Below are 24,590 nucleotides of genomic sequence, written 5' to 3' on the forward strand. Positions count from 1 at the left end.
ATAGCCACTACCAAAAGAGCCGTCCCGAGACGGCCAGCGCCGAGGCAGCCATGATCCGCCAACTCGAAACGATGCAGCCCGACAAGCGGCAGCATATCCAGACCCTGATGCAACTGGGCGAAGGCCGCGACGTCTTCCCTGAGACGCAGCGCGATGTCATCCGTCGTTCCTGGCAGCGCTGTCTGGAGGAATATCAGCTGGACCCTAGCCGCCCTCGCCCGGTCCGCGTTCTCACCCAGCAGGCGCTGCGCGATCATCAGGAGTCGGCGGATGAGCTGCTGCATGTGGCGCGCGCCGGGGTGGAGCGGCTCTATAGTCAGATCGCACAACATGGCTATGCGCTGATCCTCACCGATCAACGCGGCATCGCGGTGGATTTTCGCGGTCAGCGTGATCAATTGAGTGAGCTGCGGCGCGCCGGCCTCTATCTCGGCTCGGACTGGAACGAGCGCTATGCCGGCACCTCGGCGGCGGGCACCTGTCTGCACGATGGTGCAGCCGTCACCTGCCACCAGCGTGAGCACTTCGACGCCACGCACATCGACCTGACCTGCACCGCAGCCCCCATCACCGATCCCCAGGGCCGAGTGATCGCTGCTCTCGACATCTCGGCGCTGAAGTCACCCCGCCCGCAGGAGAGCCAGACCTTTGCGCTCTCCCTGGTCACCCTGCACGCTCGCATGATTGAGGATGCCTACTTCCTGCATCGCTATCGGGATTGCCTGATCCTGCGCTTCGACACCGCCCGGGAATTTGTGCACCTGAATGGTCGTGGCCTGTTTGCCATTCAGGAAGATGGCAAGGTGATCGCCGCCAACCACGAAGGCCGACGCCTGATCGATGCGCATCTGGAGCGCTGGCCACCGTGGACGGTCTCCACCCTGCCCGCCGTCACGCAACTGTTCGATGGGGAGCTCAATGAGCTGTTGAGCATTCCGCATGCAAGCCGGGATCAGATTCGCGCCTTCCGCCTGCGGGCGGATGACGCCATCGTCTTCGTGACGCTGATCGAGCCACGCGGCTATCCAGTGCGGGCCCTCCCCACTGTCAGTCAGCAGGATGACCCGGTGCCCGAGCTGGACCAGCTCGCGGGAGATGACCCTTCCATGCACCGGCTGCTCAAGCTGGCGCGCCGCATGCGCCATGAGAGCGTGAGCATCCTGATTCGTGGCGAAACAGGTACCGGCAAGGAAGTGTTGGCGCGGGCGCTGCATGACAGCGGGCCACGCGCCAAGGCGCCCTTCGTGGCGGTGAACTGCGCCGCCATTCCGGAATCGCTGATTGAAAGTGAACTCTTCGGCTATCTGCCGGGCGCCTTCACGGGAGGAAGGCCCAAGGGCATGCGCGGCCTGATCCAACAGGCCGACGGCGGCACGCTGTTTCTGGATGAGATCGGTGACATGCCGCTGCCGCTCCAGTCGCGCCTGCTGCGCGTGCTCGCCGAGCGAGAGGTGTCGCCACTGGGGGCCGAGACGCCCATCAAGGTGGATATTCGCGTCATCACTGCCACGCATCGCGATGTCACGGAGCTGATCGCCAGCGGGCAATTCCGCGAAGACCTCTACTACCGACTCAATGGCGCCGAACTCCTGCTACCTGCATTGCGTGAGCGCGCCGACCTCCACTACCTCATTCGCCAGCTGCATGCGGAGCTACAAGCCGAACGCGACCAGACACTCCACCTGCGCGCCGATGCCATCAGTGCGCTGCTGAGTCATCACTGGCCGGGCAATATCCGCCAACTGCGCAATGCGATTGCCTTCGCGATGGCCACCGCGGAAGGCGATGAAATCACCCTGCATAATCTGCCGGAGGTCTGCCAGACCCACACCGGCAGCGCCCGCGGGGCTGCCAGCCCGCTTGCCGCTGCCACCCCCTTTGCCTCCGGCGCTTCCCCGGACCCGGCCTCTCCTGCGCTCGCGTCTGCTGGGGCTGATGCGGGCGCCAGCGAACTGCTCGAGCTGTTGCGTCATACGGACTGGAACGTCAGCCAGGTCGCCCGCCAACTCGATGTCTCACGCCCCACCATCTACCGCCGCATGCGACGCCACGGCCTGGTGGCGCCCAATCATCAGCCGCTCGCCTCATGAGCCAGCTGCATCTTCTTGGCCGAGAATGAATGGCGTGAGGGGTGCATCAGAATGTCGTGCCCTGAAGCGTCAGGTGCTTGCCACACACGCTGGCCCGAACGGAAGTTCGGGCCAGCGTGTATTCTTAATATCTGCGCTGTAATGATCTATTAACGCGACCAGACCCAGTAGGATCCGATCCCCTCTTGGCATCATGGTGTTTAAAATATGACCGCAGTAACTTTGCGATGCAACAATGGAAGAGAATTTTCATGCCAACCAACAAAATGGCAAAATAAATTCAAGCGATTACACATGCAGGCAACAGATAGAGCAGAAATCGAAGACACAATACGCGTAGGGTAATCGAATATTTTATTGGCAGAACCCATGACATGTCCTTGAAGATCGCCATCAAGAATATTAGACTTAAATAAATCTTGATGTATATTGGATGTAACTCTATTCTCTTGGACATGGACACGATGGCCACATTTATACCCGCGCTTACCACTATATCAAGAATGACAGCTGGAGAGCGTCGCTTTGGCCGACGATTGGACTCTCTGCTAGAAGAGGATTATCTCGTCTGGTACGACATTCCTATAGGCCGTAAACGCCGATTTCCTGATTTCATTATCTTGCATCCTGCTCGCGGCTTGCTGTTCCTCGAAGTCAAGGACTGGAAAGTCGAAACCATTCGATCGATAACTCCTGATACTGTCGAGATCGACACTCAAGAAGGTAGAAAGACTGTTAGTAACCCCTTAGTGCAGGCGAGACAGTGCGCCTACTCAGCTATAGATCAACTTAAGTGTGACCCACAGCTCACTCAAGATAGTGATCGCTATCAAGGTAAATTATGCTTCCCATACGGACACGGGGTAGTATTTCCCAATATCACACGTCGCCAATGGAATAGTATCGTACCGGATACAGAGCAAGAGCTACTACTACCATCAAATCGTATAATTTGTAAAGATGAAATGGTTACGACAATAGACCCTGAAGTATTCCAAAAGCGTCTATGGGACATGTTCGATTATCAATTTGGCGAAAAGCTCACCATTCCACAGATTGATCGAATTCGGTGGCGCCTCTTCCCAGAGGTCCGAATTGATGCCCCCACAGGAGACCTATTCGCAGAAAAAGAAGAAATAGATGAAAATCTTACGAACGCACCAATTCCTGATATTGTACGTGTCATGGATCTGCATCAAGAGCAGCTCGCCCGGAGCATGGGGGATGGTCATCGTGTCATCCATGGGGTAGCCGGATCAGGTAAAACATTGATTCTCGGTTATCGTTGCCTGCATTTGGCACAGGCCTCCAGCAAGCCGATTCTTGTATTATGCTTCAATATAACCCTTGCTGCACGGCTGCGCTGTTTTATTGAAGAGAAAGGAATTAGCGAAAAAGTTAAAGTTCATCATTTCCACGAATGGTGTAGTCTTCAACTAAAGACCTATCACGTCGACATAATTGAAGGCCAACAACCTATTTGGGAAAAACAAGTAGAAAGTGTCATTCAAGCAGTAGATAAGTCGCACATCCCTAGGGCCCAATATGGTGCGGTAATGATTGATGAAGGACATGATTTTGATCAAGCCTGGCTTAAATTGATCGTCCAAATGATTGATCCTGATACCAATTCATTGCTGCTGCTTTACGATGATGCACAATCTATCTATCAAAAAAACTCACTCTCCTTTCCTCTTTCGGCCGCCGGTGTTCAAGCGAGAGGGCGAACTACAATACTCAAATTTAATTACCGTAATACCCGAGAGATTCTGAACTTTGCCTACGACTTTGCCAAAGACTTCCTGAAAGCACATGACGCTGATGATGATCATATTCCGCTAATAGCTCCAGAAGTCGCTGGAGTAAGCGGCCCTGAACCAGTATTTCGCCTATTAAATAGCCAAGACCATGAGTCGGAGTACCTGGTCCGCTGTATCAAGACTTGGCGCGAAAAAGGATACAAATTAAACAGTATCGCAGTTATCTATACTGAGAATAAAAAAGGACGACTTTTTGATAAGGCATTGCGTGATGCAAAAATCCCGACCCACTTCATGCAAAGCAAGAATGATAAACAAACATACAATCCTCAAGATGACTCAGTAGTAATACTTAGCCGACAAAGCAGCAAAGGGCTTGAATTTGACACTATAGTACTATGTGGTCTAGGCGCATTAAATGAGAAAGAATCAAAGCAAGCTCAAGAAGCGCGTTTACTATATGTTGGTATGACGAGAGCCCGACGTCACCTGCTGATCACCAGTAGTAAGAGCAACTGGTATACAAAGCGGATATCGGAGATGGCTCGCACTTAGATGCCCTGATTCAAGCAATAAGCGCAGCACCTGCGGTATCCAAGCCTCCTGAGTATTCCCCCAGAAATGCCTGCGTCGGTGTCCGATAGCCAAGTCGTTTACGAGGGCGGCCTTTCAGCTTCAGACCACTTTGCGCAGCTTGGCATCGGTGGCCTGGCGGAAATCCGTTTCTTTGGGGAAGTACTGCCGCATTAGGCCATTGGTGTTCTCGTTGGTACCACGCTGCCCGGAGCAGTAGAATTCACAGAAGTACATTCCCCCTCTCACAGCCTTGACCACCACTTTATGGCTGGCGAACTCCGAATCATTATCTAGCGTGATCGTCTGGATCGCTCCCGACACGGCTTCAACAAGCGGACCGTGGCCGCTTACGTTAGCTCGGCCAAGTCCAGGGCAGACGTACCGCCAGTGGATAGCCGCTGCGTCACACGACCAGCGTGACCAGGCCTGACTGCTTGTGGTCCTGAATCACGGTGTCGCCCTCCCAATCTCCGATAAAGCGCCGATCATCAAATTCATCTGGGCGGTGCTCGATCCCGACTCGGTTAGGGATCTTGCCCAACCCAATGCTCTTGGCGTGCGTGCGGTGCTTATTGTGGCGTTTGGGCTGACTAAGATACCGCCAAAGATCACCACCCCATACCTTGTCATCCCAAATCAAACATTAGATCCATTGATGACTGACACTAACGCTGGCCTAAGGCGCCATGAAGCCACTGATTCGTTGTGGAGGCCCAGCTCCCTGCCGATCTGGCGCTGGCTCATGCCCAATTCACATTGGGCGTGGCTCTGGCATGAATCTTTCGAGATATCGTGTCTGCACGCTCATCATGAATTTTACTCAACTTGAACATTAAAAAATCCAGTTTGTCTCATGGAGCCAGGCACTAGATACTCACCTGCATCAGATCGTTGATGAAGACTTCCCATGACGCTGCACTTCACAGCCAGCACACGGAACGTGATGGCGAGCAGCGTGCCTCTCCCGGCATGGATGCGTTCTCACAGAGAGCAACCCGCTCACGAGACGCCTGAAAGATCACGGGAAGATGTCGACGACACAGTGAATTTTCTCTCTCAGGATCAGGGTGAACGCCATGAGCAACGAATTCGGTTTCAGCATCAACAGTCTGCGCTTTGACGAGAACTACGTTCCGGCGGAAAACACCCGCCTGACCACCAACTTCGCCAACCTGGCGCGTGGCGAAAGCCGTCAGCAGAACCTGCGCAGCACGCTGAACATGATCAACAACCGATTCAATGCGCTGGCCAACTGGGACAACCCCAAGGGCGATCGTTACTCCGTCGAGCTGGACATCATCTCCGTCGAGCTGAATCTCGATGCCGCGCGTTCCGACAACGCCCTGCCGATCATCGAGATCCTGCAGACCACCATCGTCGACCACCAGACGAATCAGCGCATTGACGGCGTGACCGGCAACAACTTCTCGTCCTACGTGCGCGATTATGACTTCAGCGTGCGGCTGCTGGAGCACAACAAGGGCAAGGACTCCTTCAGTGTGCCGGAGCAGTTCGGCGTGCTGCACGGCAATCTGTTCCAGGCCTTTGTGGGTTCTGCTGCCTACAAGGAATGCTTCAAGAAGCCGCCGATCATCTGCATCAGCGTCTCGACCACCAAGACCTACCAGCAGACCGAGAATGTGCACCCGATCCTCGGGGTGGAATATCGCCAGGACGACGATTCCCTGACCGATGCGTACTTCAGCAAGATGGGCCTGAAGGTGCGTTACTTCATGCCGCCGGGCAGCGTTGCGCCGCTGGCCTTCTATCACACCGGCGATCTGCTCAACGATTACAGCAATCTGGAGCTGATCAGCACCATCAGCACCATGGACACCTTTCAGAAGATCTATCGTCCCGAGGTCTACAACGCCAATTCCGTGGCCGGAAAGTCCTATCAGGCGAGCCTGAAGCAGCAGGACCATTCACTGACGCGCATCGTGTACGACCGCGAAGAGCGCAGCCAGCTCGCCATCGAGCAGGGCAAGTTCGTGGAAGAGAGCTTCATCAAGCCCTACCAGAACCTGCTCGAGCAGTGGTCGGCCAACTGGGCCGCCAACCAATAAATTCATCATTGATCAGCTCACCAATCCGCAAACAGCGCGCGCTGATCGACGAACGACATTCGCTATCTGAACCATTCCAAGGACAAGGTTATTCATCATGACGAGATTACTCCCGACCTCCACCGCTGGCAGCCTGCCGAAACCGTCCTGGCTCGCTGAACCGGAGGTCCTGTGGTCCCCCTGGAAGCTCGAAGGTGAAGCACTGATCGCGGGCAAGCAGGATGCCCTGCGCGTCTCCCTGCAGGAGCAGCAGCACGCCGGGATCGATATCGTCAGCGATGGCGAGCAATCGCGTCAGCACTTCGTCACCACCTTCATCGAACACCTGAATGGCGTGGATTTCGAGAAGCGCGAAACCGTCAAGATCCGTGATCGTTACGAGGCCAGCGTGCCGTCCGTGGTCGGCCCGGTCTCTCGCCAGAAGCCGGTGTTTGTCGAAGATGCCAAGTTCCTGCGCTCGCAGACTGATCAACCGATCAAGTGGGCACTGCCTGGCCCGATGACCATGGTCGACACCCTCTTCGATGGTCATTACAAGAGCCGCGAGAAGCTGGCGTGGGAATTCGCCAAGATCCTCAACGAGGAAGCCAAGGAGCTCGAAGCGGCAGGCGTCGATATCATCCAGTTCGATGAACCGGCCTTCAACGTGTTCTTCGATGAGGTGAATGAATGGGGCATCGCCACGCTGGAGCGTGCGATCGAAGGCCTCAAGTGCGAGACCGCCATCCACATCTGTTACGGCTACGGCATCAAGGCCAACACTGACTGGAAGAACACCCTGGGCTCCGAATGGCGTCAGTACGAAGAAGCCTTCCCCAAGCTTCAGCAATCCAACATCGATATCGTCTCGCTGGAATGCCACAACTCCCACGTGCCGATGGAGCTGATCGAGCTGATCCGTGGCAAGAAGGTCATGGTTGGCGCCATCGACGTTGCCAACAACACCATCGAGACGCCGGAAGAAGTCGCCGAGACCCTGCGCAAGGCGCTGCAGTTCGTGGATGCCGACAAGCTCTATCCCTGCACCAACTGCGGCATGGCCCCGCTCTCCCGTGAAGTCGCCCGCGGCAAGCTGCAGGCACTCAGCGCCGGCGCCGCTATCGTGCGCAAGGAACTCGAAGCACAGCGCTGATCGCTTGGCCGAGACAGAGCGCGGGCCAGGGCACAGCACTGACAGATAGCGTCCAGCTAGTTCCAAACCGAGTTGGCCCGACGATAGTGCTCGAAAGTGAAAGCAGCAGCGGCTGATACCGCCGCAAACAAAAATGGCCATCGTGAAGGATTCACGACGGCCATTTTTTCATCACTCACATCCTTGTCACTCAAGCCCCCAGTCTCGCGCTATCGCTGCAGCCCCTCCCCCACGGCTGATCATTACCACCTCCCCACTCTCCCAGGATTTGCCATGTCACTCTCCGATACTGACACCAAAGCTGACACCACCATCGACCCCGCCAGTTTCCGTGAAGCCCTCGGCCACTTCGCCTCCGGCATCACCATCATCACTACCCAGGTCGACGACGAACCGATCGGCTTCACCTGCCAATCGTTCTACAGCGTCTCGATGAACCCGCCGCTGATCTCCTTCAGCGTCAAGGCCAGCTCCTTCAGCTACCCGAAGATCCGCCAGGCAGAGCGCTTTGCCGTCAACATTCTCTCCAGCGAGCAAAGCCATGTCTCCAACCAGTTCGCCATGCGAGGCGCGGACAAATGGCAAGGCATAGACTGGCAGCTCTCCCCCCTCGGCAACCCGGTGATCAATGACAGCCTGCACTGGCTCGACTGCAAGATTCACGCAGAGCACCCCGCAGGTGATCACCTGATCGCGATCGGGGAAGTGAAGGGAATGAATCTGGATGTGGTAGGGACGGCGCAGCCGTTGTTGTATTTCAAGGGGAGATATTGCGATCTTGAAGCGACGGATGTGTAACCTCTGAAGCATCGCCACATGAAGATACAAGAAGAAATCCTGAAGTCTGGTGATTACCACATCTTGATGGGGTAGTAAGAGGCTTGGGCTACTGATTGCCATGACTCATGGCCTGGTAGTGAAGGCTTAGAGCAGAGGGGGTTTTCGCTCTACAGACAGATAACGAACTCAGACAAGGCAGGCGTGTTTTAATTCAACAATATCCACGCCTGCTTCACTCATGAAAACTCGTGATCACATCCTTGTTGAAGACAGTAGCACCAATGAGCAAGCCCCTTGCCCCTATTAGCGCCTCGGATCTTGAGCCGCACTTCTCTATCTCGTTTCTCAAGGCTCAAGCACCACCTTGGCCGCTGAGGTCTGGCCAGCCGCAAGCTTGGCAAATGCATCAGCTCCCTCTCCCAGCGAGCGAACCTCCACCCAGTCAAGAGGCCCCAGCGCTTGAGAGTCCAACAAATCGACAGTCGCTCTCAGGTCTGAAGGGGTATAGGTGTAGGCGCCAAGGAAAGTCACCTCCTTGAGGGTGATGGCTCGGACATCCAGCCCCCCCTCATTGTCCTGCAGACCGAGGTGCATGATTGCGCCGCCAGGGCGCACTGAACGAACAGCCATGTCCCGGGTAGGCGCAGCCCCAACACAATCGAAGACGGCTTCCCAAGCACCATCCCCAGGTGATGTGCTCAGAGGATCAAACACGCAAAGCCCTGCTTGCTCAGCGGTCTGACGACGCAACGGGTTGGTATCAGCGAGCTGAAGATGGCGCACTCCTTTATGGCGCAATATCAATCCAGCCAACAGCCCCACGGCACCGGCCCCGATGACCAGCACCCGAGCTTCGGAGAGCGGCCGGGACAGGAACCGCTCCAGTCTGTTGATCCCGTGCAAAGCGGTGGCAGCCGGCTCTGTCAGCGCCGCTGCTACGGCAGGCAAGGAGTCGGGCAGCTCTATCAGACAATGATCCGGGATGGTCAGCGTCTCGGCGAAGGTCCCGGGTCGCGTCATGCCAATCATGGTGCGATTGCTGCAGAGATTCTGGCGCCCTTCGAGGCAGTAATCGCAGTGCCCGCAGACGATCAGCGGATTCATCGTTACCCGCTTGCCCGTCAGAGCTCCTTCCACGACCTCCCCGGCAGCCTCGTGCCCCAGAACCAATGGTGGCTGTCGACGTGGATCATGACCATGGAAGGCGTGTAGATCGGACCCACAGATGCCGGTGGCCTGGATGCGTACCCGGGACTCGCCCTCGGCCAATGGTGCCTCTTCGGTCTCTCGCAACTCGAGCCGCTCGGGGCCCACGTAGTAGAGTGCTTGCATGAGACATCTCCTTGAAGGTGAGTCTTAACGGGCCGTGAAGCCGCCGTCGACATACAGGGTCTGCCCAGTCACATAACACGCTGCCGGGGAGGCCAGAAAGACCGTAGGTCCCGCGATATCATCCAGAGTACCGTTGCGCCCGATGGCAGTTCGCTGAGCCAGTGCCTCGGCTGAGGCGGGATCATCAAAGACCGGAGCGGTAAGCTCGGTTGGGAAGAACCCTGGAGCAATGGCATTGACATTGATTCCCTCGCTCGACCAGGCCTCCGCCATGGCGCGTGTCAGCTGCACGATCCCTCCTTTCCCCGCACCATAGGGCGCACTGTTGGGGAATGCGCGCTGGGATTGCAGTGAGGCCAGGTTGATGATGCGTCCGTATCCCAGCTTCCGCATCCCGGGCACCAAGGCTCGGGAGAGGAAGAAGGGAGTCCCCAGGTGCAACTGCAGCGTCAGCTGCCACGAGGCCAGATCGACTTCGTCGATAGGCTGACGCAGATTGACACCTGCAGCATTGATGAGGATGGAAACAGGACCAAAAGGCTCAGCGGCCTGCCGGGCAACCTCCTCCAGAGAAGCTGAATCGGCAAGGTCAGCGACAAGGGCAGCCGCCTGGCCGCCCTTTTCTCTGATCGCCGCTACGCTCTCTTCCAAGGCTTCTGGGCGGCGAGCGGTGACGACAACTTTCGCTCCCGCTGCTGCCAGGGCCTCGGCCATGGCTCTCCCGAGGCCACTGCTACCGCCAGTGACCAGGGCTACCTTGCCGTCGAGATCGAAGACTGGCTGCATCTCATACCTCCTCGGGGATCACTAGATCGAAGCGCTCGTCGGGATAATACTTGGCCAGACGAACGTCACCTGTGCGTGCATGTCCCTCCATGCCCTCACAGCGAGAAAGACGGGCGGTGGCAGCTGCCACACTGCGTGTCGCTTCCTGATTTTGACGCTGATACGTCACGATCTTGAGGAATTTCTGGGCGCACAGGCCGCCGGTATAACGAGCTGCACCTTTGGTCGGCAGGATATGGTTCGTCCCGGAACACTTGTCCCCGAAGGCTACTGTCGCTTCTTCACCGACGAACAAGGAGCCATAACTGGTAAGCTGGCTCATCCACCAATCGAGATCGGAAACCTGAAGCTCCAGGTGTTCGGAGGCATAGCTGTCGCTGACCTTGACGACTTCCTCACGGGAGTCGCACAGGATGATCTCTCCATAATCGCGCCATGCTGCATCGGCCGCCTTGCGCTGAGTCTCAGGCAGAGCTTCGATCAGACCCGGCATCAATTCTGTCACGGCATCTGCAAGCTCACGCGAGGTGGTAAAGAGCCAAGCGGGGGAGTCCGGGCCATGTTCGGCCTGCCCGACCAGGTCTGCCGCGACGATTGCAGGGTCCGCGTTCTCATCAGCGATGATGCCGATCTCGGTCGGGCCAGCGAACATGTCGATGCCACAACGACCGAAGAGTTGCCGTTTGGCCTCAGCCACGAACCGATTGCCAGGCCCGACAAGAATGTCGGCCGGCTTGCCTGTGAACAGACCGAAGGCCATGGAAGCGATCCCCTGCACCCCTCCCATCTGAAGAATGGTATCGGCACCGGCCAGGTCCATGGCATAGAGAATTGCCGGATGAATGCCATTTTCGTCTCTGGGAACAGAGCAGGCCACGACATTTCTGACGCCCGCCGTCTTTGCTGTAGCGACACTCATGATCGCAGACGCGATATGGGCATAACGTCCGCCGGGTACATAGCAGCCGGCCGTTTCCATCGGGATCAACTTCTGACCGGCGAACAGCCCCGGTGACAGCTCACGCTCAAACTCGCCGATACTGTCGCGCTGGGCCTCTGCGAAACGGCTGACCCGTTCATATGCGAAGCGGATATCCTGCTTGAGCTGTTCAGGCACCTTACTCTTCGCTGCCTCGATCTGTTCGCGGCTGACGATGATATCCCCTTCCCAGCCGTCAAGGGTTCGACAGTATTCCTTTGCCTTGGCTTCTCCTTCGGCCTCGATCTCCGCCAGCATGCGAGTAACGATTTCCTGAGTCTGGTCGTAGCCGGTAGACGAGTTTTTCTCGGCTTTCTTGTAATAGTGAATCGCCATTTTCATCAGCCTCTCAGTGTTGTTGTCAAAAGAGCTCGAAGGAGCCCGAGTTCCATAAATGTGGCAAGCCCTGTCGAGCAGCTTGCCAAGCCGTGACGTGCCTCATGCACCCCTGCAGCTTCTGGTTGCTGGCGAATACCAGCCACGTATTGCCAACGAATTCTTGTAAGCGCTTACAATCAGTTGAGGGATAAACTGGATGATTTGATTGTTCGTTCATAACCCCCAGGTCGACAGCCAAGGTACGAAAGCGATCAGCAACACTATCAGCAGCATGCCGAACACGAACGGTAAGGCGTATCGAGCAATGGAAAGTATCGAGCAACGCGTTAGCCCGGAAACCACGAAGAGATTGAGCCCCAGTGGCGGCGTGATGAACCCAAGCCCCAGAGTGGTAACCATCATGATGGCGAAGTGGAAATCATTCATGCCTGCCTGATGCGCCACCGGCAGCAGAAGAGGCGCGAGAATCACTATATTGGGCGTCGTTTCCATCACGCAGCCAGCCAGGATCAGAATGCCGATCATCAGTAGAATCATGACTGTTGAGGAATCGGTCAGCTCACTGATACCACTTACCAGGGACTGCGGTATCGCCAGACTTGCCAGCGTCTGAGCCAGAGGAAGAGACACGGCGACGATGGGCACGATGACACCACATACACGTGCCGATGATTCAAGCATTCTCGGTATGTCGCCAAGGTTGAGGCGCTTCTGATGAAATCCGATCAGAACCACAACCACCACGGCGATTGAAGCAGCCTCCGTCGGGGTAAAGAGGCCGGAGTAAATTCCCCCGAGAATCACGACCGGGACGAACAGTGCCCAACGAGCATCCCAGACCGTTGCGATCCAGCGGCGCCAGGAGAAAGGCTCGCGACCACCCTCGAAACCATGCAAGCGATTGACCACCACATTCGTGGTCATCACTGCAAGCATCACCAGCACCCCGGGAATGGCAGCAGCCAGGAACAAGGTAGATGCTGACATCCCCAGTACTAACCCCATCACGATATAGGCAATCGACGGTGGGATAAGGATGCCAGTGCAGGCGCCCGAAGCGACAAGCGCACAGGCTGCCGGCAACGGATAACCACGCTCTACCAGGCGATGGATGGTCATGCGGCCTACGGCTGCCGCACCCGCGGCATCTGAGCCAGAGATACAGGCAAAGAAACCACAACCCAAAGTAGTGGAACTTCCGAGCCCGGTGCGCATGCCTCCGACGGTAGCCTCGGCGACATCGAGCAACTTGTCCGAGAGCCCGGAACGTACCAGTGCGTCCCCAGTCAGGATAAACAACGGTACGGCAATCAGAGCAAAGGCATTTATCCCTTCGAACAGAGATTCGCCAAAGACCGAAAGCGGGAGTGTTTCAGTCATCGTCAACATTCCGAGGGTGCCCAAGCCAATGGATACCCAGATAGGAACCCCGAATACGATCAAGCCAACCAATATCGCCAGAGGAAGGTAGAAGGTCCACCCCAGATTTGCGGCGGCCTGTTGCAGAGCTAGAAATTCCATGACCGCCTCCTCAGTCGAATAGCTTGTGGCCACCGAAAGGCGGTTCACCGCGACGCATACGGCGAATGTCCGCCAACATGGTCTGAATGACTCGCCAAGCGATCAGCAGGAAACCAACGGGAATTGCCATGAGAAAGATGGCTTGTGACAATCTCAACCCTGGTGATACGGAGCCAAAGTTCATCGATGTCAGTACTGGTGATAGTGATAACCAGAGAGCCCACACTGCCAGGACCAAGGTGGCAATGTCGGAGAGCCACCAGGCCAGACGCTGTATCCGTGGGCCGCCAAGATTGACCAATACATCGATACGGATATGGGCGCGATCACGGACTGCGGCTGCCGCTGCTATCCAGACAAGATAAATGAAAGCATAGCGGGCCAGCTCTTCTCCCCACACCGAAGAATAATTCAGTGCGAATCGCCGAATGACCTCAATAGCCACAGTCAGAATAATCAGTGCATAGAAGGTCAACAGAAGCCACCGCTCACCCTTGCGATCAACTTGATCACACTTGAGGCGTAATGCCCGCCAGGAATGCTTCTTAGACATCACTATCGACGTAGTAGCCATTCGACACCTCCGTAGCGGCTAACAACCGATCGAATTCTTCGAGTGACCCAGCCAGTGTTCGCTTGGTATCGTCCCAGGCCGGTAGCTGATGGCCGCACTTGGCTTTCCATTGGTTCAACTCGCTCTCCGTGGGAGAGTAGACTGTAACGCCAGCCTGGCGCATTTGATCATGCGCATAGGCACGCGCCGCAGGTACCTTGGCCAGGTTCTCACGAAATGTGACATCCGAAGCTTGCAGAATAGCGTCCTGAATCGCCGCAGGCTGTGTATCAAACCATTCCTTGTTGCAGGTATAGACTTGTGCATCTGGCACAGACTGTATATTCGAGATGTGGGACAGAACATCAGTAAACCCGAACACTAACAAAGCCTGAACACTCGGATCGAGGGCATCGACAACCCCTTGCTTCATTGCTGATGAAGTCTCCCCCCAGGAGACGGGAGTGGGATTGGCTCCCGCTAATCGATAGACTTTCTGTAAAATCTCAGAAGCTGGAACTCGGAATTTTACCCCCTGGATATCTTCTGGAACGCGAACAGGCCCATCCAGAAGTCCCTCTCTAACGGCAACCGTCCGCGGGTCTATGCAGATATAATTAAGTACCTTGAATCCTCGCTTCTCGATCTTGTGGTGAACAACGTCACTCCAGGTCTTGGACGTGAGCAAATTGACCATCCGTTGGTTTTCACCACACCAATAAGGAATGTTGACCAGGTCGACTTCTGGAGCGAATGACGAGAGATTTGAAAGAGAGTGTTGTGCCATGGCGATAGTGCCATTCTGCACCTTGGTAATCAGTGCGCTACCCGCTCCGAGCTGACCACCCGGAGACAACTTCACGTAAAGACGCCCATCGGTAAAATTCTGTAAATTCTCCTTGAAATTCAACTGCATGATTGGATATGCACGCGATGCACCCAATGCATAACCAGTCGCCATAACCAAGGTAGTGTCCGCAGCAGCCTCACGCTCATTCTCTTCCTGAGAAGTCGCCGCCATGGCGCGTTCAGAGAACAGGGTGCCACCTACGGCTCCAATGACTGCAGCGCTGAAACCATAACGGGCCGCTGTCTGCATGAAGTGCCGCCGCTCCGGTTGGCTGGGCTCCTCTGAGGTGTGCTTCATGTGGCGTAGGGTTCTGATAAGGCGCGCCATGATCAAGTCTCCGCTGTATTGTTATAGTTGTATTGGAAATTACGTTCAGTGCCTTTGACTATCTTGCCTGGAGGCTACCTGTATTCGCTCGCTCTGCAGACAGCCGGTGATAAAGCACGCTATCGTCAAGACAAGGAGCACAGCCTCCTCTGCCGGCGCCACTTCCAGAGTTCCTGGCCAAAACCTTTGCATTACGATATTGGCAAAAAACAACAAAGTCATAATCAAGGCAGCTCGCAGCCCCCACCTAGTTGATTTTTCTTTCTCATAATCATCACTGACAGACATGATCATGACTCCTTTCGCATGGCTTTATGGCATATGAAAATAATACAATTACCAACAATCGTCGCTCATAGCTTGCAGGGACATGCAACAGACCCCATATTCACTTCAGGCCATTATCTCTATCGACCCAGAGCCTGAATTTCTCAGACGAGGAATTGTATGCGCTTACAATTTCCACTCTTTTGAAACTAGACTCATATATATGACCTGTCCATCTATCCTTTCGTCTAGCCATGATGCTGAATAAATCATGAGGAAAAACCCAGGAGAGAAATGCGAATGACAAAGGCTTCTCAACGATATTTACTCGAAGATGTTGCGCGTGCGGCGGGCGTTTCGACCGCCTCCGTGTCTCGTGTACTCAACAAGGCCCCTCATGTCAGCGAACGGCTAAGGGCACGTGTCCAGGAAGCCATTGATCAATTGGGATATGTCCCTCACGGTACTGCTCGAGCACTGGCAACGAGTCGTATCGGAGCCATAGCAGCGCTTATTCCAACACTCGATAATCCAATCTTCAGTGCCATGATCGCGGGACTGGAGAGGAGACTTAAGCAGCACGACTATCGTCTACTGATCGCGACATATCATTATGACCTCCAGGATGAAGTGGAGGCTCTGAGGGGCATGATCCAACAAGGTATCGATGGTGCTGTATTGATTGGCCACGAACACCGCCCGGAAATCCTGAACCTTCTCAAACTATATGATGTGCCCTACCAGAGTTGCTGGCATGGGGAGCATGACCCTGATTGGCCAAATGTCGGTTTCGACAATGCCACACCTGCCTTCCAGCTCGCCGAACACCTAGTCACCCTCGGGCATCGGGATATCGCCATCGTATCTGCACCGACCAAGAGCAATGACCGCGCTAGATCACGATTGAAAGGTTTCCGAGATGCTCTTCTTTCTGCCGGCATTTGCATAGATGAAGGCCGTATCATCACTATCGACTATGGCATTGCAGAGGGATCATTCGCCTTGAATAAGTTGATGAGCACCTCTCCTCGGCCTACTGCGATCCTTTGCGGGAATGATACGCTTGCCTTTGGTGTGATGCTGGCCGCCCAGCGATCAGGATTGAGCATCCCCGAAGAACTTTCAGTAACGGGCTTTGACGACCTCCCCCAGGCACGATTCATGTCACCTGCACTGACCACCGTTGCAGTGCCTGCAACCCATATCGGTACCTGTGTGGCAGATACCCTGGTGGCTCGCATCAATGGGCAAAGCGTGACACATCATCATCTGATGGAGGCCCCCTTGGTAATCCGTGAATCTACGGCCCCGCCCAAAAGCCGATAATCTTCAATTCGAGGCGGCATGAGCCTCCAGTTCAGCAACAAGCGATGCCGGTAGTGACATATGGCCTCTTCGCTCACGGCGTAACGCATAGCGCCGATCTCCAGGTAATCGCACTCCCGGTTGGTCCTGCATGGCCGCAAAGAGCTGCTCAGCGTGATCGACGAAATCCGCCGAGAAACGGCTTGGATCGAAAAGCAGGATCAGTTGGCCGATATTCGGAGCTCCCCCCTCAGCATCGAAGAAAGAGGATGCTTGAAACCCGAAATGGCTCCCGGCAAGCCCCGCCGTCAGTAACTCCACCATCAGAGCCAAAGCGGCTCCCTTGGCATCCCCAGCGGGTACCATGCTGCCTGACAGCGCTTGATCAGGATCAGTAGTAGGCCGGCCTTGCTCACTCAAGGCCCACCCCTCAGGAATTGGTTCGCCCTTCTTTTTGGCCAACATCACCTTGCCACGAGCCACCTTGGATAAAGAGAGGTCAATCAGCAGCGGCTCACCGTCACGGCGTGGGCAAGCGAAAGCGATGGGATTGGTGCCAAACAGCGGTTTCGTTCCTCCCCAGGGCGCCATGGCAGAGGGAGCGTTGCTGAAAGCCAAAGCCATGTAACCACGACGAGATGCAGCTTCAACGGGAGCGCCAGCGACGCCAAAGTGGTGGGAACGCGCAATGGAGACTGCGGCAATGCCAAATCGAGATAGGCATTCATACCCAGCCTCCAGTCCACGCGCGATGGCGGGGAAAGCCAGACCGTGCGCTGCATCAACACGAATCACGGCACCATCGGCCTCGACCCGCGGAACCGCGCCAGCATTCACTTTGCCATTGGCCGCCTGGTCCAGGTAGAAAGGCAGACGAGACAGGCCATGGGACGGCAGACCATCACGCTCGGCAGCCAATAATGCCTCGACAGTGATCCGAGCCTCACTCTCTCCAAAGCCACGCCCACACATGGCAGCCATGGCCAGCTGTCGTGCCTGTGATACTTCGAGCTCGATGTTGGCATTCATGCGCCGACCTCCAGTTGCCCCAAAACCTCGCGAACATTGTCCGCGGTCATTTGGCTGATACGAGCATTTGACTGCTCGGTGACACCGGCGATATGGGGCGTCAGGATGAGATTCGGGACTCCCTGAAGCAGCGATCCCGCTGGGAGGGGCTCCTGTTCGAAGACATCCAGCAGTGCTCCAGCCAGGCCGCCTTGACGCAGAGCGGTTGCCAAAGCCTTCTCATCGACGATGCCCCCTCTGGCAGCATTGATCAGCACAGCATCTGACTTCATGTGCGCAAGAGCCTTCGAGTCGATGAGATGATGAGTCGCCTCAGTCAACGGCACATGCAAGCTGACCACATCAGACTCCGCCAGCAATGAGTCCAGGCTTTGATGGCGTACGACGGTAGGCCAGCCCTTCAGTGCATCGAGTGCCAGATGAGGGTCGAAAATCACTACCTGCATGTCCAGTGCAAGTGCGCGACGCGCCGTTTCCCGAGCGATGGCTCCGAAACCTACCAATCCCAGCACGCTACCCGCCACCTCGCGTCCAATGAGCGACTGACGCGGCCACTTTCCTGCCAGCATGTCTTGACTGGCCATATAGGCTTGGCGGCGCAACATCAGGGCGCCGCTCAGAACGTACTCGGCAACCGAGCTGCCATTGCCCCCATGAGCCGGTTTGACGATGACTCCAAGGCTTTCGCATTCAGGCAAGTCGATGTTGTCCAGCCCTACACCGAGGCGGCCGACCACTTTCAGACGGGTAGCTGCTTTCAGTAGCTCGCCATCTACTCGAGTACGGTTGCGCACGATGAGGCCATCAGCATCCGCGACTGCAGCTAACAAGGAGCGCCGATCGTCGACCAGGTCAGTATCGAAGACCACCTCGAAATGACGCTCTAGCTCTTTGACGACGCCCTCATCCATGAATTCTGTAATCACTATCTTTGGCATGACACTTACCTCCTTGTCGGAAATTCGACTCCAGTGTTGGCTTTCATCCGGAGCCTTACCCCAGCCACCATCGGCCTACTGGCAGCGGTACATGAAGCAGCAATGCGAAAAGTCCGTAGAAAAAAGCGACCAGAATGGCGCCGATGGCCAGGTGTGCCAACAACCTGCGTGATGTCCAGCCCCCATGTTGAGCAATCATCATCAATAGGAAAAAGCTCGTCAGCCCTGCTGTCAGAAAGCCTATCCATGGCATGGCCAGAGCCCAGGCCACCATTGCCACAACCAGCAGCAACCTGCGAGGGGCCGATCCTCGTGTTCTCTGCGCATTCCCTTGCACCCCTCGCAGCATCAACTGCACTAGCCGGAGCACACCCGCCATCAGGATCACCACAGCAATGGTGGCGGGAAAAACGGCACCGAGCTGGCTCATGTCTCGGGTCTGCCAGAGGCAGATCACACTTACGGTCATGAAGAGAGCCGGCATAAGGAACTCAGCCCGCCCAGAACACTCCGCCTGGACCTTGCGAGAAACCACTGTCATCAGAGCACCTCCTGGTGGGTATTACCCTCTGCAGAAACGCTCCGCCGAGCACGGAATGTCTTGATCATTGGGTAGAAGACACTGAGCAATGACAAGGTGATGATCGTCAGCGAGATCGGTCCTCCGAAGAAGGTCATGCCATATGAACCGCTGGCACGGCCCATCAGGAAACCTTGTACGAACCCCTGCTCAGCAATGGGGCCAAGGATAAGTCCCAGCACGATGGGAGACGGCCGAAAGCCATAGCGGTTGAGCAGCCAGCCCACAATGCCGAGGGTCAGCATAATGATCACATCACTGACGCTATTGCGAATGGCATATGTGCCGATCACCGTCATGAAGGCGATAGTGGGCACCAATAGTGCCTTGGGAATAGTTATGATCGACTTGAAAGCGTAGCGCCCGATCAACAACCCGAGCGGCAAGAGCAAGCAGGTGGCCAGGAAGAGTCCGGCAACAAAGGTGTAGGTGATGCTGGCATTGGTCGTGAATAATTCTGGCCCGGTGCGAAATCCTTGTACCAGCAACGCCCCCAGGATCACTGCATCCGGCGGAGTTCCGGGGATACCCAGTACCAGTGTCGGGATAAAACCGCCGCCTACGGTGGCGTTGTTGGCGGACTCGGTAGCCAGTACCCCCTGGGGATTGCCCTTGCCGAAAGAAGCGCTGTCTCGAGCAGTACGCCTCGCTTCGGAGTATGCGACCAGGCTGGCGATGGAGCCTCCGGCACCAGGCAGGATCGCGACCCCCGTGCCGATCGTTGCAGAGCGCAGTAAATTGAACTTGCCACTCAATACATGGCTTATCCCTTCACGCAGACGGATCCCTCGCTGCTGCTCACCTAACTTGAGGTGCGCCTCGGGCGTCGCGACCAGATCGATGAGCACGGGGATGCAATACAGCCCTATCAAGGCAGACACCGTCTCGATACCGCCCAGCAGTACCGGGGTTCCAAACGTGTAACGAATATCCCCGCCGACAACCGCCACCCCTACCGTCGAGAGCAGCAGCCCCAGGCCCGCTCCCATGAACCCTTTGAGAGTGGAGCCCTCGGACAACGCGGAAATCAAAGTCAGTCCAAAGATCGCCAGCCAGAAATACTCTACAGGCCCGAAGCTCAACGCCACTTGTGCCAACAGGGGCGCCAGGGTCAACAGCGCCAGCACCCCGACCAATCCCCCTGCCACCGAGGCCAGCGTAGAGAGCGTGACAGCCAGATCGCCATCTCCTCGCTTGGCCATCGGAAAACCGTCGAAGGTGGTGGCGATAGCCGAGGGGGTCCCTGGGGTATTGACGAGAATGGCGGAATAGGAGCCACCATAGATTGCGCCAGTGTAGATGGCGCCCAGCATGATCAGCGCAGATTCCGGCGCCATCCCGAAGGTCACGGGCACCAGCACAGCCACCGCCATCGTAGCGGACAGACCCGGCAGCGCTCCGATAATGATCCCCGAGGTGACACCGACCAGCGCCAACCCCAGATTGATCGGCGACAGGGCCGCCAGTGCATAGGCGAGCATATCCATTGAGACACCTCCTTGAAGTCAGTCGATCAGGCCAGACTCACGTGCGGATGCCTCGTAGACACGCTGCTGCTCACTGATGAAGGTATCCATATTCTCCAGCGGGACATCTATCAGCATGAAACCAAGGTCCTGCATCTTCTGCTGGAACTCCGGGTTGCGGTTAATCTGCTGGAAGATGTCGGATAGCGTCTTCTGCACCTTTTCTGGCGTTCCCTTCGGCACCGCCATGCCACGGTAAGCTCCCCCTACCATGTCGTAGCCGAGCTCGCGGAAAGTGGGTACATCAGGGAACAGGGGGTGGCGCTCCTCTGCCGATACAGCCAACATGCGCAGCTTGTCCTGATGGTTGGCTGCAACCGTGGTATAGCCCCATTCCGCCTGGACCTGGCCACCAAGCAGTGCCGTCACGGCCGCGCCAGTGCCCTTGAAAGGAATATAGGTAGTCGTCACATCTGCAAGCTGTTGGAACCGAGTATTGGCAACGTCATTTGCACTATAGGTACCGCTTCCCGACAAGGTGACGGCACCGGGCGCGTCCTTGGCGGCTTGTATCAAATCGTCGAGGGTCTTGTAGGGACTGTCGTTGCGAACCAGGATGGCATCGGGTGAGTAATGGAAATAAAAGAAATTGTCGAGGTCCTCGGTCTGGAAGCCGACATTCTTGCCCAAGGGTTTAAGAATGATATGCGGGAGATTGGAGCCCATGATCGTGTAGCCATCTTTGGGCATTTGCGAGAGTTGAGACCAGCCTACCGCCCCGCCACCACCAGGCATGTACTGAACGATCAGCTGCTGACCGGTAATTTCCTGAAAATACTTCTGTTGAAGCCGTGCACTGATATCGGATTCCCCCCCTGGTCCAAAGGGGATCACATACTGCACATCCCCGGCAGGAAACTCCTCTGCCGAGGCATTGGTGAGAAAACTAGATCCCAAGGCCAGGCTCAGGACAGCGACTATCCTTGACAAGCGATTGAAACGCATGGCTTTTCTCCAGATATTATCGTTGTATTGTGAAAGCCACCAAGACAGATGCACTCAGAAGCCGAGGTGTTCTCCATTGCTCCTTGCGATTAAATATTAGCAACTACTTATATTAAAAGGTGTCCAGCCACCGAAATGTGACTGAACACCCGCTTCTGATTAGGCGCTTTCGTATAAGCGTGTCAGTACAAACTCACGATGCCCAAGTGCCTCAGCATTGGTATTACGCCCATTGGCCGTGCGCAGCATCATCTCGAGCAGCTGATCACCAGCCTCTTGCATGTTGATCTCACGATTGAGCAAATGTGATACATCGACGTCGATATGCTCGCCCATGGTGCGTACGGTACGCGGATTTGCACAGATCTTGATGACAGGCAGGATCGGATTACCGATCACGTTCCCCTGCCCCGTGGGGAAGAAGTGCACCACATATCCAGAAGCGGCACAGAGTGTCACCATTTCCGCAGCAGCAGATGATGAGTCCATGAACCACAGGCCAGGTTTGTCAGGCATTTCAGCCTTGTCGATCACGCCATCGACGCGGCAACGATGGCCAATCTTCTGAATATTGCCCAAGGCTTTTTCCTCGATGGTGGTCAAGCCCCCCTCGATATTGCCCTTGGTCGGCTGCGATTCAGATAGATCACTGGTCTTGTGCCGATCGATCATCGCGCTGTAGCGATCAAACATTTCCTGGAATTTCTTGCGCACCTCAGGGGTGGCACAACGTTCTGCTACAAGATGCTCACCACCGGTAAGCTCGGATGTCTCACCGAAGACCAACGTACAACCTGCCTCATAGAGCTTGTCAAAGGCATCACCGACGGTCGGGTTGGCACCGCAGCCAGAAGTCGTGTCGGACTCGCCACACTTGGTCGAGACCCACAGCTCGCTGACATCACACTCCTCGCGCTGTAGCTCACTGGCGTACTGCACGTATTCTCGAGCGACCTTCGCGGCAGCACAGATGGTGTTGTGATCGCCATTCTGCTCGATCCAGAAGCCTGACACTGGCTTGCCAGTTGCCTTGATGCCATCCACCACCTTGTTGGTCCATCCCGGCTCGATGCCGATCACGATCACGGCCGCCACGTTGGGGTTGCTACCGGTGCCGATCAACGTCCGGAAGTGAAGATCGAGATCTGGCCCGAACTGCAGACGCCCATAAGGATGCGGCAGTGCCAGAGCACCCTTGATATTGTTGGCAACCGCCTCTGCAGCAGCATTGGAAATATCGTCAACCGGCAGCACGATAACGTGGTTACGTACCCCAACCCGGCCATTGTCACGACGATAGCCCATGAACTTGCGTCCCTTGAGTTCCATGATTACCACCTCTTGGTTTTGACGTTGTGGACGTGAAGATGCTCACCCTTGTTGATCGGCTGTACGACTCGGCCGATATCGACGCCGTACTTGACCACCGTATCCCCTTCGGCCAGGTCACGAATTGCCAGCTTGTGACCAATGGGAATCGCATCCAGAACTTCGAAGGTGACGGTCTCATCCTGATGCATGACCCAGCCGGTCAACTTCTGTCCGGCTTGAACGCCTTCGACCACCACCACCCCGACCGCATCGTCAGCGTCGTGAACCACGAAATCGATACTCATCGATACTTCCTCCCGCTTATGAACCTTCTCGACTGAAACCCCATCACGTGTCAGATGAGGCATTGGAAAACGGATCAATGTTGCCAGCCACAACTCATGTATATGACATATGACACAGGGCAGTCAAGTATCATGTATATGACATATGTGATAGACTTTGGTCACGCATGCGGGAAAAATATCGAGCAGAACCCTCTGACACCGGAGACAGGGATTGCCAATGAATACAGATGTCACCCCGGCCTATCGGCCGCTGTACCAGCAGATCAAGGAAGTGCTGATGGGCCGTATTGTCTCGGGAGAGTGGGCCCCGGGAACCTTCATTCCCAGCGAATCCGCTCTCTCCCAGGAATATGGCGTCAGCGTAGGGACATTGCGCAAAGCACTGGATTCCTTGGTCAATGACCATGTGGTCATCCGGCATCAAGGGAAGGGAACGGTGGTGGCGACACATGATGCTGATCGCTCACTGTTCCAGTTCTTTCATATCGTGAGGCACGACGGCGAGCGTTGCCTGCCGATCTCACGTGTGCTGGTCAGGGAAGTACGAGAAGCCAATGCGACAGAAGCCGCGGCATTGGAAATCAAGGAGGGGGAACAGGTCGTACATATACGCAGGGTGCGCGAACTGAAAGGGAAGCCAGCCTTACTGGAAGACCTGGTGGTCTCTTCGGCGCTCTTTCCCGCGATGGAATATGAGCCTGAAACACTACCCAATACGCTCTACCAGCTCTATCAGCAGCGCTTCGGGCTCAGTGTGGCCAAGGCAGAAGAGAGACTCTTTGCCGTTGCAGCGGGCAAGGCAGAGCAGGAGCATCTTGGCGTGATGCCAGGGACGCCTCTGCTGGAAATTCATCGGGTCGCACGGAATCTACAAGGAGAAGCATTGGAGTTCCGAGTCTCGCGTTGCGAAACCCAGCAGCATTGCTACTTGAACGAGCTATGATCCCCTGACAACGGACAAGCATCACCGCTTTTCAGGTGAGAGCGGTGTGCTTCCCGACATCAGGCAGAAGGCCTGACTTGGCGAGACACAGCGCGTGCCAAGACATAGAACTGACAGATAGCGTCCAGCTAGTTCCAAACCGAGTTGGCCCGACGATAGTGCTCGAAAGTGAAAGCAGCAGCGGCTGATACCGCCGCAAACAAAAATGGCCATCGTGAAGGATTCACGACGGCCATTTTTTCATCACTAACATCCTTGTCACTCAAGCCCCCAGTCTCGCGCTATCGCTGCAGCCCCTCCCCCACGGCTGATCATTACCACCTCCCCACTCTTCCAGGATTTGCCAT

The 24,590-nt window shown here is 55.9% G+C and carries 23 protein-coding genes; 7 read left to right on the forward strand and 16 right to left on the reverse strand.

Annotation, left to right across the window (positions count from 1 at the left end; genetic code table 11):
* Positions 1–50: 50 nt before the first annotated feature.
* Complete coding sequence (locus tag ACJJV2_RS10815; RefSeq protein WP_286173700.1) at positions 51–2,090, forward strand: sigma-54-dependent Fis family transcriptional regulator; 2,040 nt, start codon at positions 51–53, stop codon at positions 2,088–2,090.
* A gap of 464 nt (positions 2,091–2,554) precedes the next feature.
* Positions 2,555–4,405, forward strand: a complete 1,851-nt coding sequence (locus ACJJV2_RS10820; protein ID WP_131431734.1) for a DEAD/DEAH box helicase — start codon at positions 2,555–2,557, stop codon at positions 4,403–4,405.
* A 120-nt stretch (positions 4,406–4,525) separates the two neighbouring features.
* Here ACJJV2_RS10820 and ACJJV2_RS10825 read toward each other — a convergent pair whose 3' ends face one another.
* Together ACJJV2_RS10825 and ACJJV2_RS10830 are read right to left on the reverse strand one after the other, a co-directional pair.
* Positions 4,526–4,747, reverse strand: a complete 222-nt coding sequence (locus tag ACJJV2_RS10825) for an IS30 family transposase (protein ID WP_165873911.1) — start codon at positions 4,745–4,747, stop codon at positions 4,526–4,528.
* Between the two features lie 82 nt (positions 4,748–4,829).
* Entirely contained in the window at positions 4,830–5,066 is a 237-nt protein-coding gene (locus ACJJV2_RS10830) for a hypothetical protein (RefSeq protein ID WP_131431732.1), read from the reverse strand.
* 436 nt (positions 5,067–5,502) lie between these two features.
* Here ACJJV2_RS10830 and ACJJV2_RS10835 point away from each other — a divergent pair, with 436 nt between their 5' ends.
* From ACJJV2_RS10835 to ACJJV2_RS10845, 3 genes are all read left to right on the forward strand, one after another.
* Complete coding sequence (locus ACJJV2_RS10835; protein WP_131431731.1) at positions 5,503–6,492, forward strand: DUF1852 domain-containing protein; 990 nt, start codon at positions 5,503–5,505, stop codon at positions 6,490–6,492.
* A gap of 97 nt (positions 6,493–6,589) precedes the next feature.
* Positions 6,590–7,624 carry a methionine synthase gene (locus tag ACJJV2_RS10840; protein ID WP_054555785.1) on the forward strand — a complete coding sequence of 345 codons (1,035 nt, stop codon included), beginning with the start codon at positions 6,590–6,592 and terminating at the stop codon, positions 7,622–7,624.
* Positions 7,625–7,897: 273 nt separating this feature from the next.
* A complete protein-coding gene (locus tag ACJJV2_RS10845; RefSeq protein WP_131431730.1) occupies positions 7,898–8,422 on the forward strand; it encodes a flavin reductase family protein in 525 nt (174 codons plus the stop codon).
* A 327-nt stretch (positions 8,423–8,749) separates the two neighbouring features.
* Here ACJJV2_RS10845 and ACJJV2_RS10850 read toward each other — a convergent pair whose 3' ends face one another.
* The 7 genes from ACJJV2_RS10850 to ACJJV2_RS10880 form a co-directional block, all read right to left on the reverse strand.
* Entirely contained in the window at positions 8,750–9,736 is a 987-nt protein-coding gene (locus ACJJV2_RS10850) for an alcohol dehydrogenase catalytic domain-containing protein (protein WP_131431729.1), read from the reverse strand.
* 24 nt (positions 9,737–9,760) lie between these two features.
* Positions 9,761–10,522 (reverse strand): SDR family NAD(P)-dependent oxidoreductase, encoded by a 762-nt coding sequence (locus ACJJV2_RS10855; protein WP_131431728.1) that lies wholly within the window; start codon positions 10,520–10,522, stop codon positions 9,761–9,763.
* Position 10,523: 1 nt separating this feature from the next.
* The gene (gene hisD / locus ACJJV2_RS10860) at positions 10,524–11,843 is read right to left on the reverse strand and encodes a histidinol dehydrogenase (protein WP_279830937.1); all 1,320 of its coding nucleotides are present in this window, start codon (positions 11,841–11,843) and stop codon (positions 10,524–10,526) included.
* A 210-nt stretch (positions 11,844–12,053) separates the two neighbouring features.
* Positions 12,054–13,361: a TRAP transporter large permease gene (locus ACJJV2_RS10865; RefSeq protein ID WP_131431727.1), complete on the reverse strand. Its 1,308-nt coding sequence runs from the start codon at positions 13,359–13,361 to the stop codon at positions 12,054–12,056.
* A gap of 10 nt (positions 13,362–13,371) precedes the next feature.
* The gene (locus ACJJV2_RS10870) at positions 13,372–13,935 is read right to left on the reverse strand and encodes a TRAP transporter small permease (RefSeq protein ID WP_205741698.1); all 564 of its coding nucleotides are present in this window, start codon (positions 13,933–13,935) and stop codon (positions 13,372–13,374) included.
* A complete protein-coding gene (locus ACJJV2_RS10875) occupies positions 13,907–15,091 on the reverse strand; it encodes a TRAP transporter substrate-binding protein (RefSeq protein WP_205741697.1) in 1,185 nt (394 codons plus the stop codon). Before ACJJV2_RS10875 ends, ACJJV2_RS10870 begins: the two co-directional genes overlap by 29 nt.
* Before the next feature lie 45 nt (positions 15,092–15,136).
* Positions 15,137–15,379, reverse strand: a complete 243-nt coding sequence (locus ACJJV2_RS10880) for a hypothetical protein (protein WP_131431726.1) — start codon at positions 15,377–15,379, stop codon at positions 15,137–15,139.
* A gap of 279 nt (positions 15,380–15,658) precedes the next feature.
* Here ACJJV2_RS10880 and ACJJV2_RS10885 point away from each other — a divergent pair, with 279 nt between their 5' ends.
* Positions 15,659–16,684, forward strand: a complete 1,026-nt coding sequence (locus ACJJV2_RS10885; RefSeq protein ID WP_165873910.1) for a LacI family DNA-binding transcriptional regulator — start codon at positions 15,659–15,661, stop codon at positions 16,682–16,684.
* Between the two features lie 3 nt (positions 16,685–16,687).
* Here ACJJV2_RS10885 and ACJJV2_RS10890 read toward each other — a convergent pair whose 3' ends face one another.
* From ACJJV2_RS10890 to ACJJV2_RS10920, 7 genes are all read right to left on the reverse strand, one after another.
* Positions 16,688–17,692 carry an Ldh family oxidoreductase gene (locus tag ACJJV2_RS10890; protein ID WP_131431724.1) on the reverse strand — a complete coding sequence of 335 codons (1,005 nt, stop codon included), beginning with the start codon at positions 17,690–17,692 and terminating at the stop codon, positions 16,688–16,690.
* Positions 17,689–18,630, reverse strand: coding sequence for a hydroxyacid dehydrogenase (locus tag ACJJV2_RS10895; protein ID WP_131431723.1), 942 nt, complete (start codon positions 18,628–18,630; stop codon positions 17,689–17,691). The genes ACJJV2_RS10890 and ACJJV2_RS10895 overlap by 4 nt, the downstream gene beginning before the upstream one ends.
* Positions 18,631–18,685: 55 nt before the next feature.
* Positions 18,686–19,171, reverse strand: coding sequence for a tripartite tricarboxylate transporter TctB family protein (locus ACJJV2_RS10900; protein ID WP_131431722.1), 486 nt, complete (start codon positions 19,169–19,171; stop codon positions 18,686–18,688).
* Positions 19,171–20,697 carry a tripartite tricarboxylate transporter permease gene (locus tag ACJJV2_RS10905; RefSeq protein ID WP_131431721.1) on the reverse strand — a complete coding sequence of 509 codons (1,527 nt, stop codon included), beginning with the start codon at positions 20,695–20,697 and terminating at the stop codon, positions 19,171–19,173. Before ACJJV2_RS10905 ends, ACJJV2_RS10900 begins: the two co-directional genes overlap by 1 nt.
* Before the next feature lie 18 nt (positions 20,698–20,715).
* Entirely contained in the window at positions 20,716–21,681 is a 966-nt protein-coding gene (locus tag ACJJV2_RS10910; protein WP_131431720.1) for a tripartite tricarboxylate transporter substrate binding protein, read from the reverse strand.
* 159 nt (positions 21,682–21,840) lie between these two features.
* Positions 21,841–23,010, reverse strand: a complete 1,170-nt coding sequence (locus tag ACJJV2_RS10915) for a UxaA family hydrolase (RefSeq protein ID WP_131431719.1) — start codon at positions 23,008–23,010, stop codon at positions 21,841–21,843.
* Positions 23,011–23,012: 2 nt separating this feature from the next.
* Positions 23,013–23,297, reverse strand: a complete 285-nt coding sequence (locus ACJJV2_RS10920; protein ID WP_131431718.1) for a UxaA family hydrolase — start codon at positions 23,295–23,297, stop codon at positions 23,013–23,015.
* Positions 23,298–23,517: 220 nt separating this feature from the next.
* On the opposite strand from ACJJV2_RS10920, the gene ACJJV2_RS10925 reads away from it, so the two are divergent.
* Positions 23,518–24,243: a GntR family transcriptional regulator gene (locus ACJJV2_RS10925; protein ID WP_131431717.1), complete on the forward strand. Its 726-nt coding sequence runs from the start codon at positions 23,518–23,520 to the stop codon at positions 24,241–24,243.
* The last annotated feature ends 347 nt before the right edge of the window (positions 24,244–24,590 follow it).

Origin of the sequence: Cobetia sp. Ld8 (genome assembly GCF_045066615.1) — a bacterium.
GTDB lineage: Bacteria > Pseudomonadota > Gammaproteobacteria > Pseudomonadales > Halomonadaceae > Cobetia > Cobetia amphilecti.

Bases quoted from the DNA above. Each gene is read 5' to 3' on its own strand.
- ACJJV2_RS10815 (WP_286173700.1), top strand. From the start codon at position 51: ATGATCCGCCAACTCGAAACGATGCAGCCCGACAAGCGGCAGCATATC.
- ACJJV2_RS10820 (WP_131431734.1), top strand. From the start codon at position 2,555: ATGGCCACATTTATACCCGCGCTTACCACTATATCAAGAATGACAGCT.
- ACJJV2_RS10835 (WP_131431731.1), top strand. From the start codon at position 5,503: ATGAGCAACGAATTCGGTTTCAGCATCAACAGTCTGCGCTTTGACGAG.
- ACJJV2_RS10840 (WP_054555785.1), top strand. From the start codon at position 6,590: ATGACGAGATTACTCCCGACCTCCACCGCTGGCAGCCTGCCGAAACCG.
- ACJJV2_RS10845 (WP_131431730.1), top strand. From the start codon at position 7,898: ATGTCACTCTCCGATACTGACACCAAAGCTGACACCACCATCGACCCC.
- ACJJV2_RS10850 (WP_131431729.1), bottom strand. From the start codon at position 9,736: ATGCAAGCACTCTACTACGTGGGCCCCGAGCGGCTCGAGTTGCGAGAG.
- ACJJV2_RS10855 (WP_131431728.1), bottom strand. From the start codon at position 10,522: ATGCAGCCAGTCTTCGATCTCGACGGCAAGGTAGCCCTGGTCACTGGC.
- hisD (WP_279830937.1), bottom strand. From the start codon at position 11,843: ATGAAAATGGCGATTCACTATTACAAGAAAGCCGAGAAAAACTCGTCT.
- ACJJV2_RS10865 (WP_131431727.1), bottom strand. From the start codon at position 13,361: ATGGAATTTCTAGCTCTGCAACAGGCCGCCGCAAATCTGGGGTGGACC.
- ACJJV2_RS10870 (WP_205741698.1), bottom strand. From the start codon at position 13,935: ATGGCTACTACGTCGATAGTGATGTCTAAGAAGCATTCCTGGCGGGCA.
- ACJJV2_RS10875 (WP_205741697.1), bottom strand. From the start codon at position 15,091: ATGGCGCGCCTTATCAGAACCCTACGCCACATGAAGCACACCTCAGAG.
- ACJJV2_RS10880 (WP_131431726.1), bottom strand. From the start codon at position 15,379: ATGTCTGTCAGTGATGATTATGAGAAAGAAAAATCAACTAGGTGGGGG.
- ACJJV2_RS10885 (WP_165873910.1), top strand. From the start codon at position 15,659: ATGACAAAGGCTTCTCAACGATATTTACTCGAAGATGTTGCGCGTGCG.
- ACJJV2_RS10890 (WP_131431724.1), bottom strand. From the start codon at position 17,692: ATGAATGCCAACATCGAGCTCGAAGTATCACAGGCACGACAGCTGGCC.
- ACJJV2_RS10895 (WP_131431723.1), bottom strand. From the start codon at position 18,630: ATGCCAAAGATAGTGATTACAGAATTCATGGATGAGGGCGTCGTCAAA.
- ACJJV2_RS10900 (WP_131431722.1), bottom strand. From the start codon at position 19,171: ATGACAGTGGTTTCTCGCAAGGTCCAGGCGGAGTGTTCTGGGCGGGCT.
- ACJJV2_RS10905 (WP_131431721.1), bottom strand. From the start codon at position 20,697: ATGGATATGCTCGCCTATGCACTGGCGGCCCTGTCGCCGATCAATCTG.
- ACJJV2_RS10910 (WP_131431720.1), bottom strand. From the start codon at position 21,681: ATGCGTTTCAATCGCTTGTCAAGGATAGTCGCTGTCCTGAGCCTGGCC.
- ACJJV2_RS10915 (WP_131431719.1), bottom strand. From the start codon at position 23,010: ATGGAACTCAAGGGACGCAAGTTCATGGGCTATCGTCGTGACAATGGC.
- ACJJV2_RS10920 (WP_131431718.1), bottom strand. From the start codon at position 23,297: ATGAGTATCGATTTCGTGGTTCACGACGCTGACGATGCGGTCGGGGTG.
- ACJJV2_RS10925 (WP_131431717.1), top strand. From the start codon at position 23,518: ATGAATACAGATGTCACCCCGGCCTATCGGCCGCTGTACCAGCAGATC.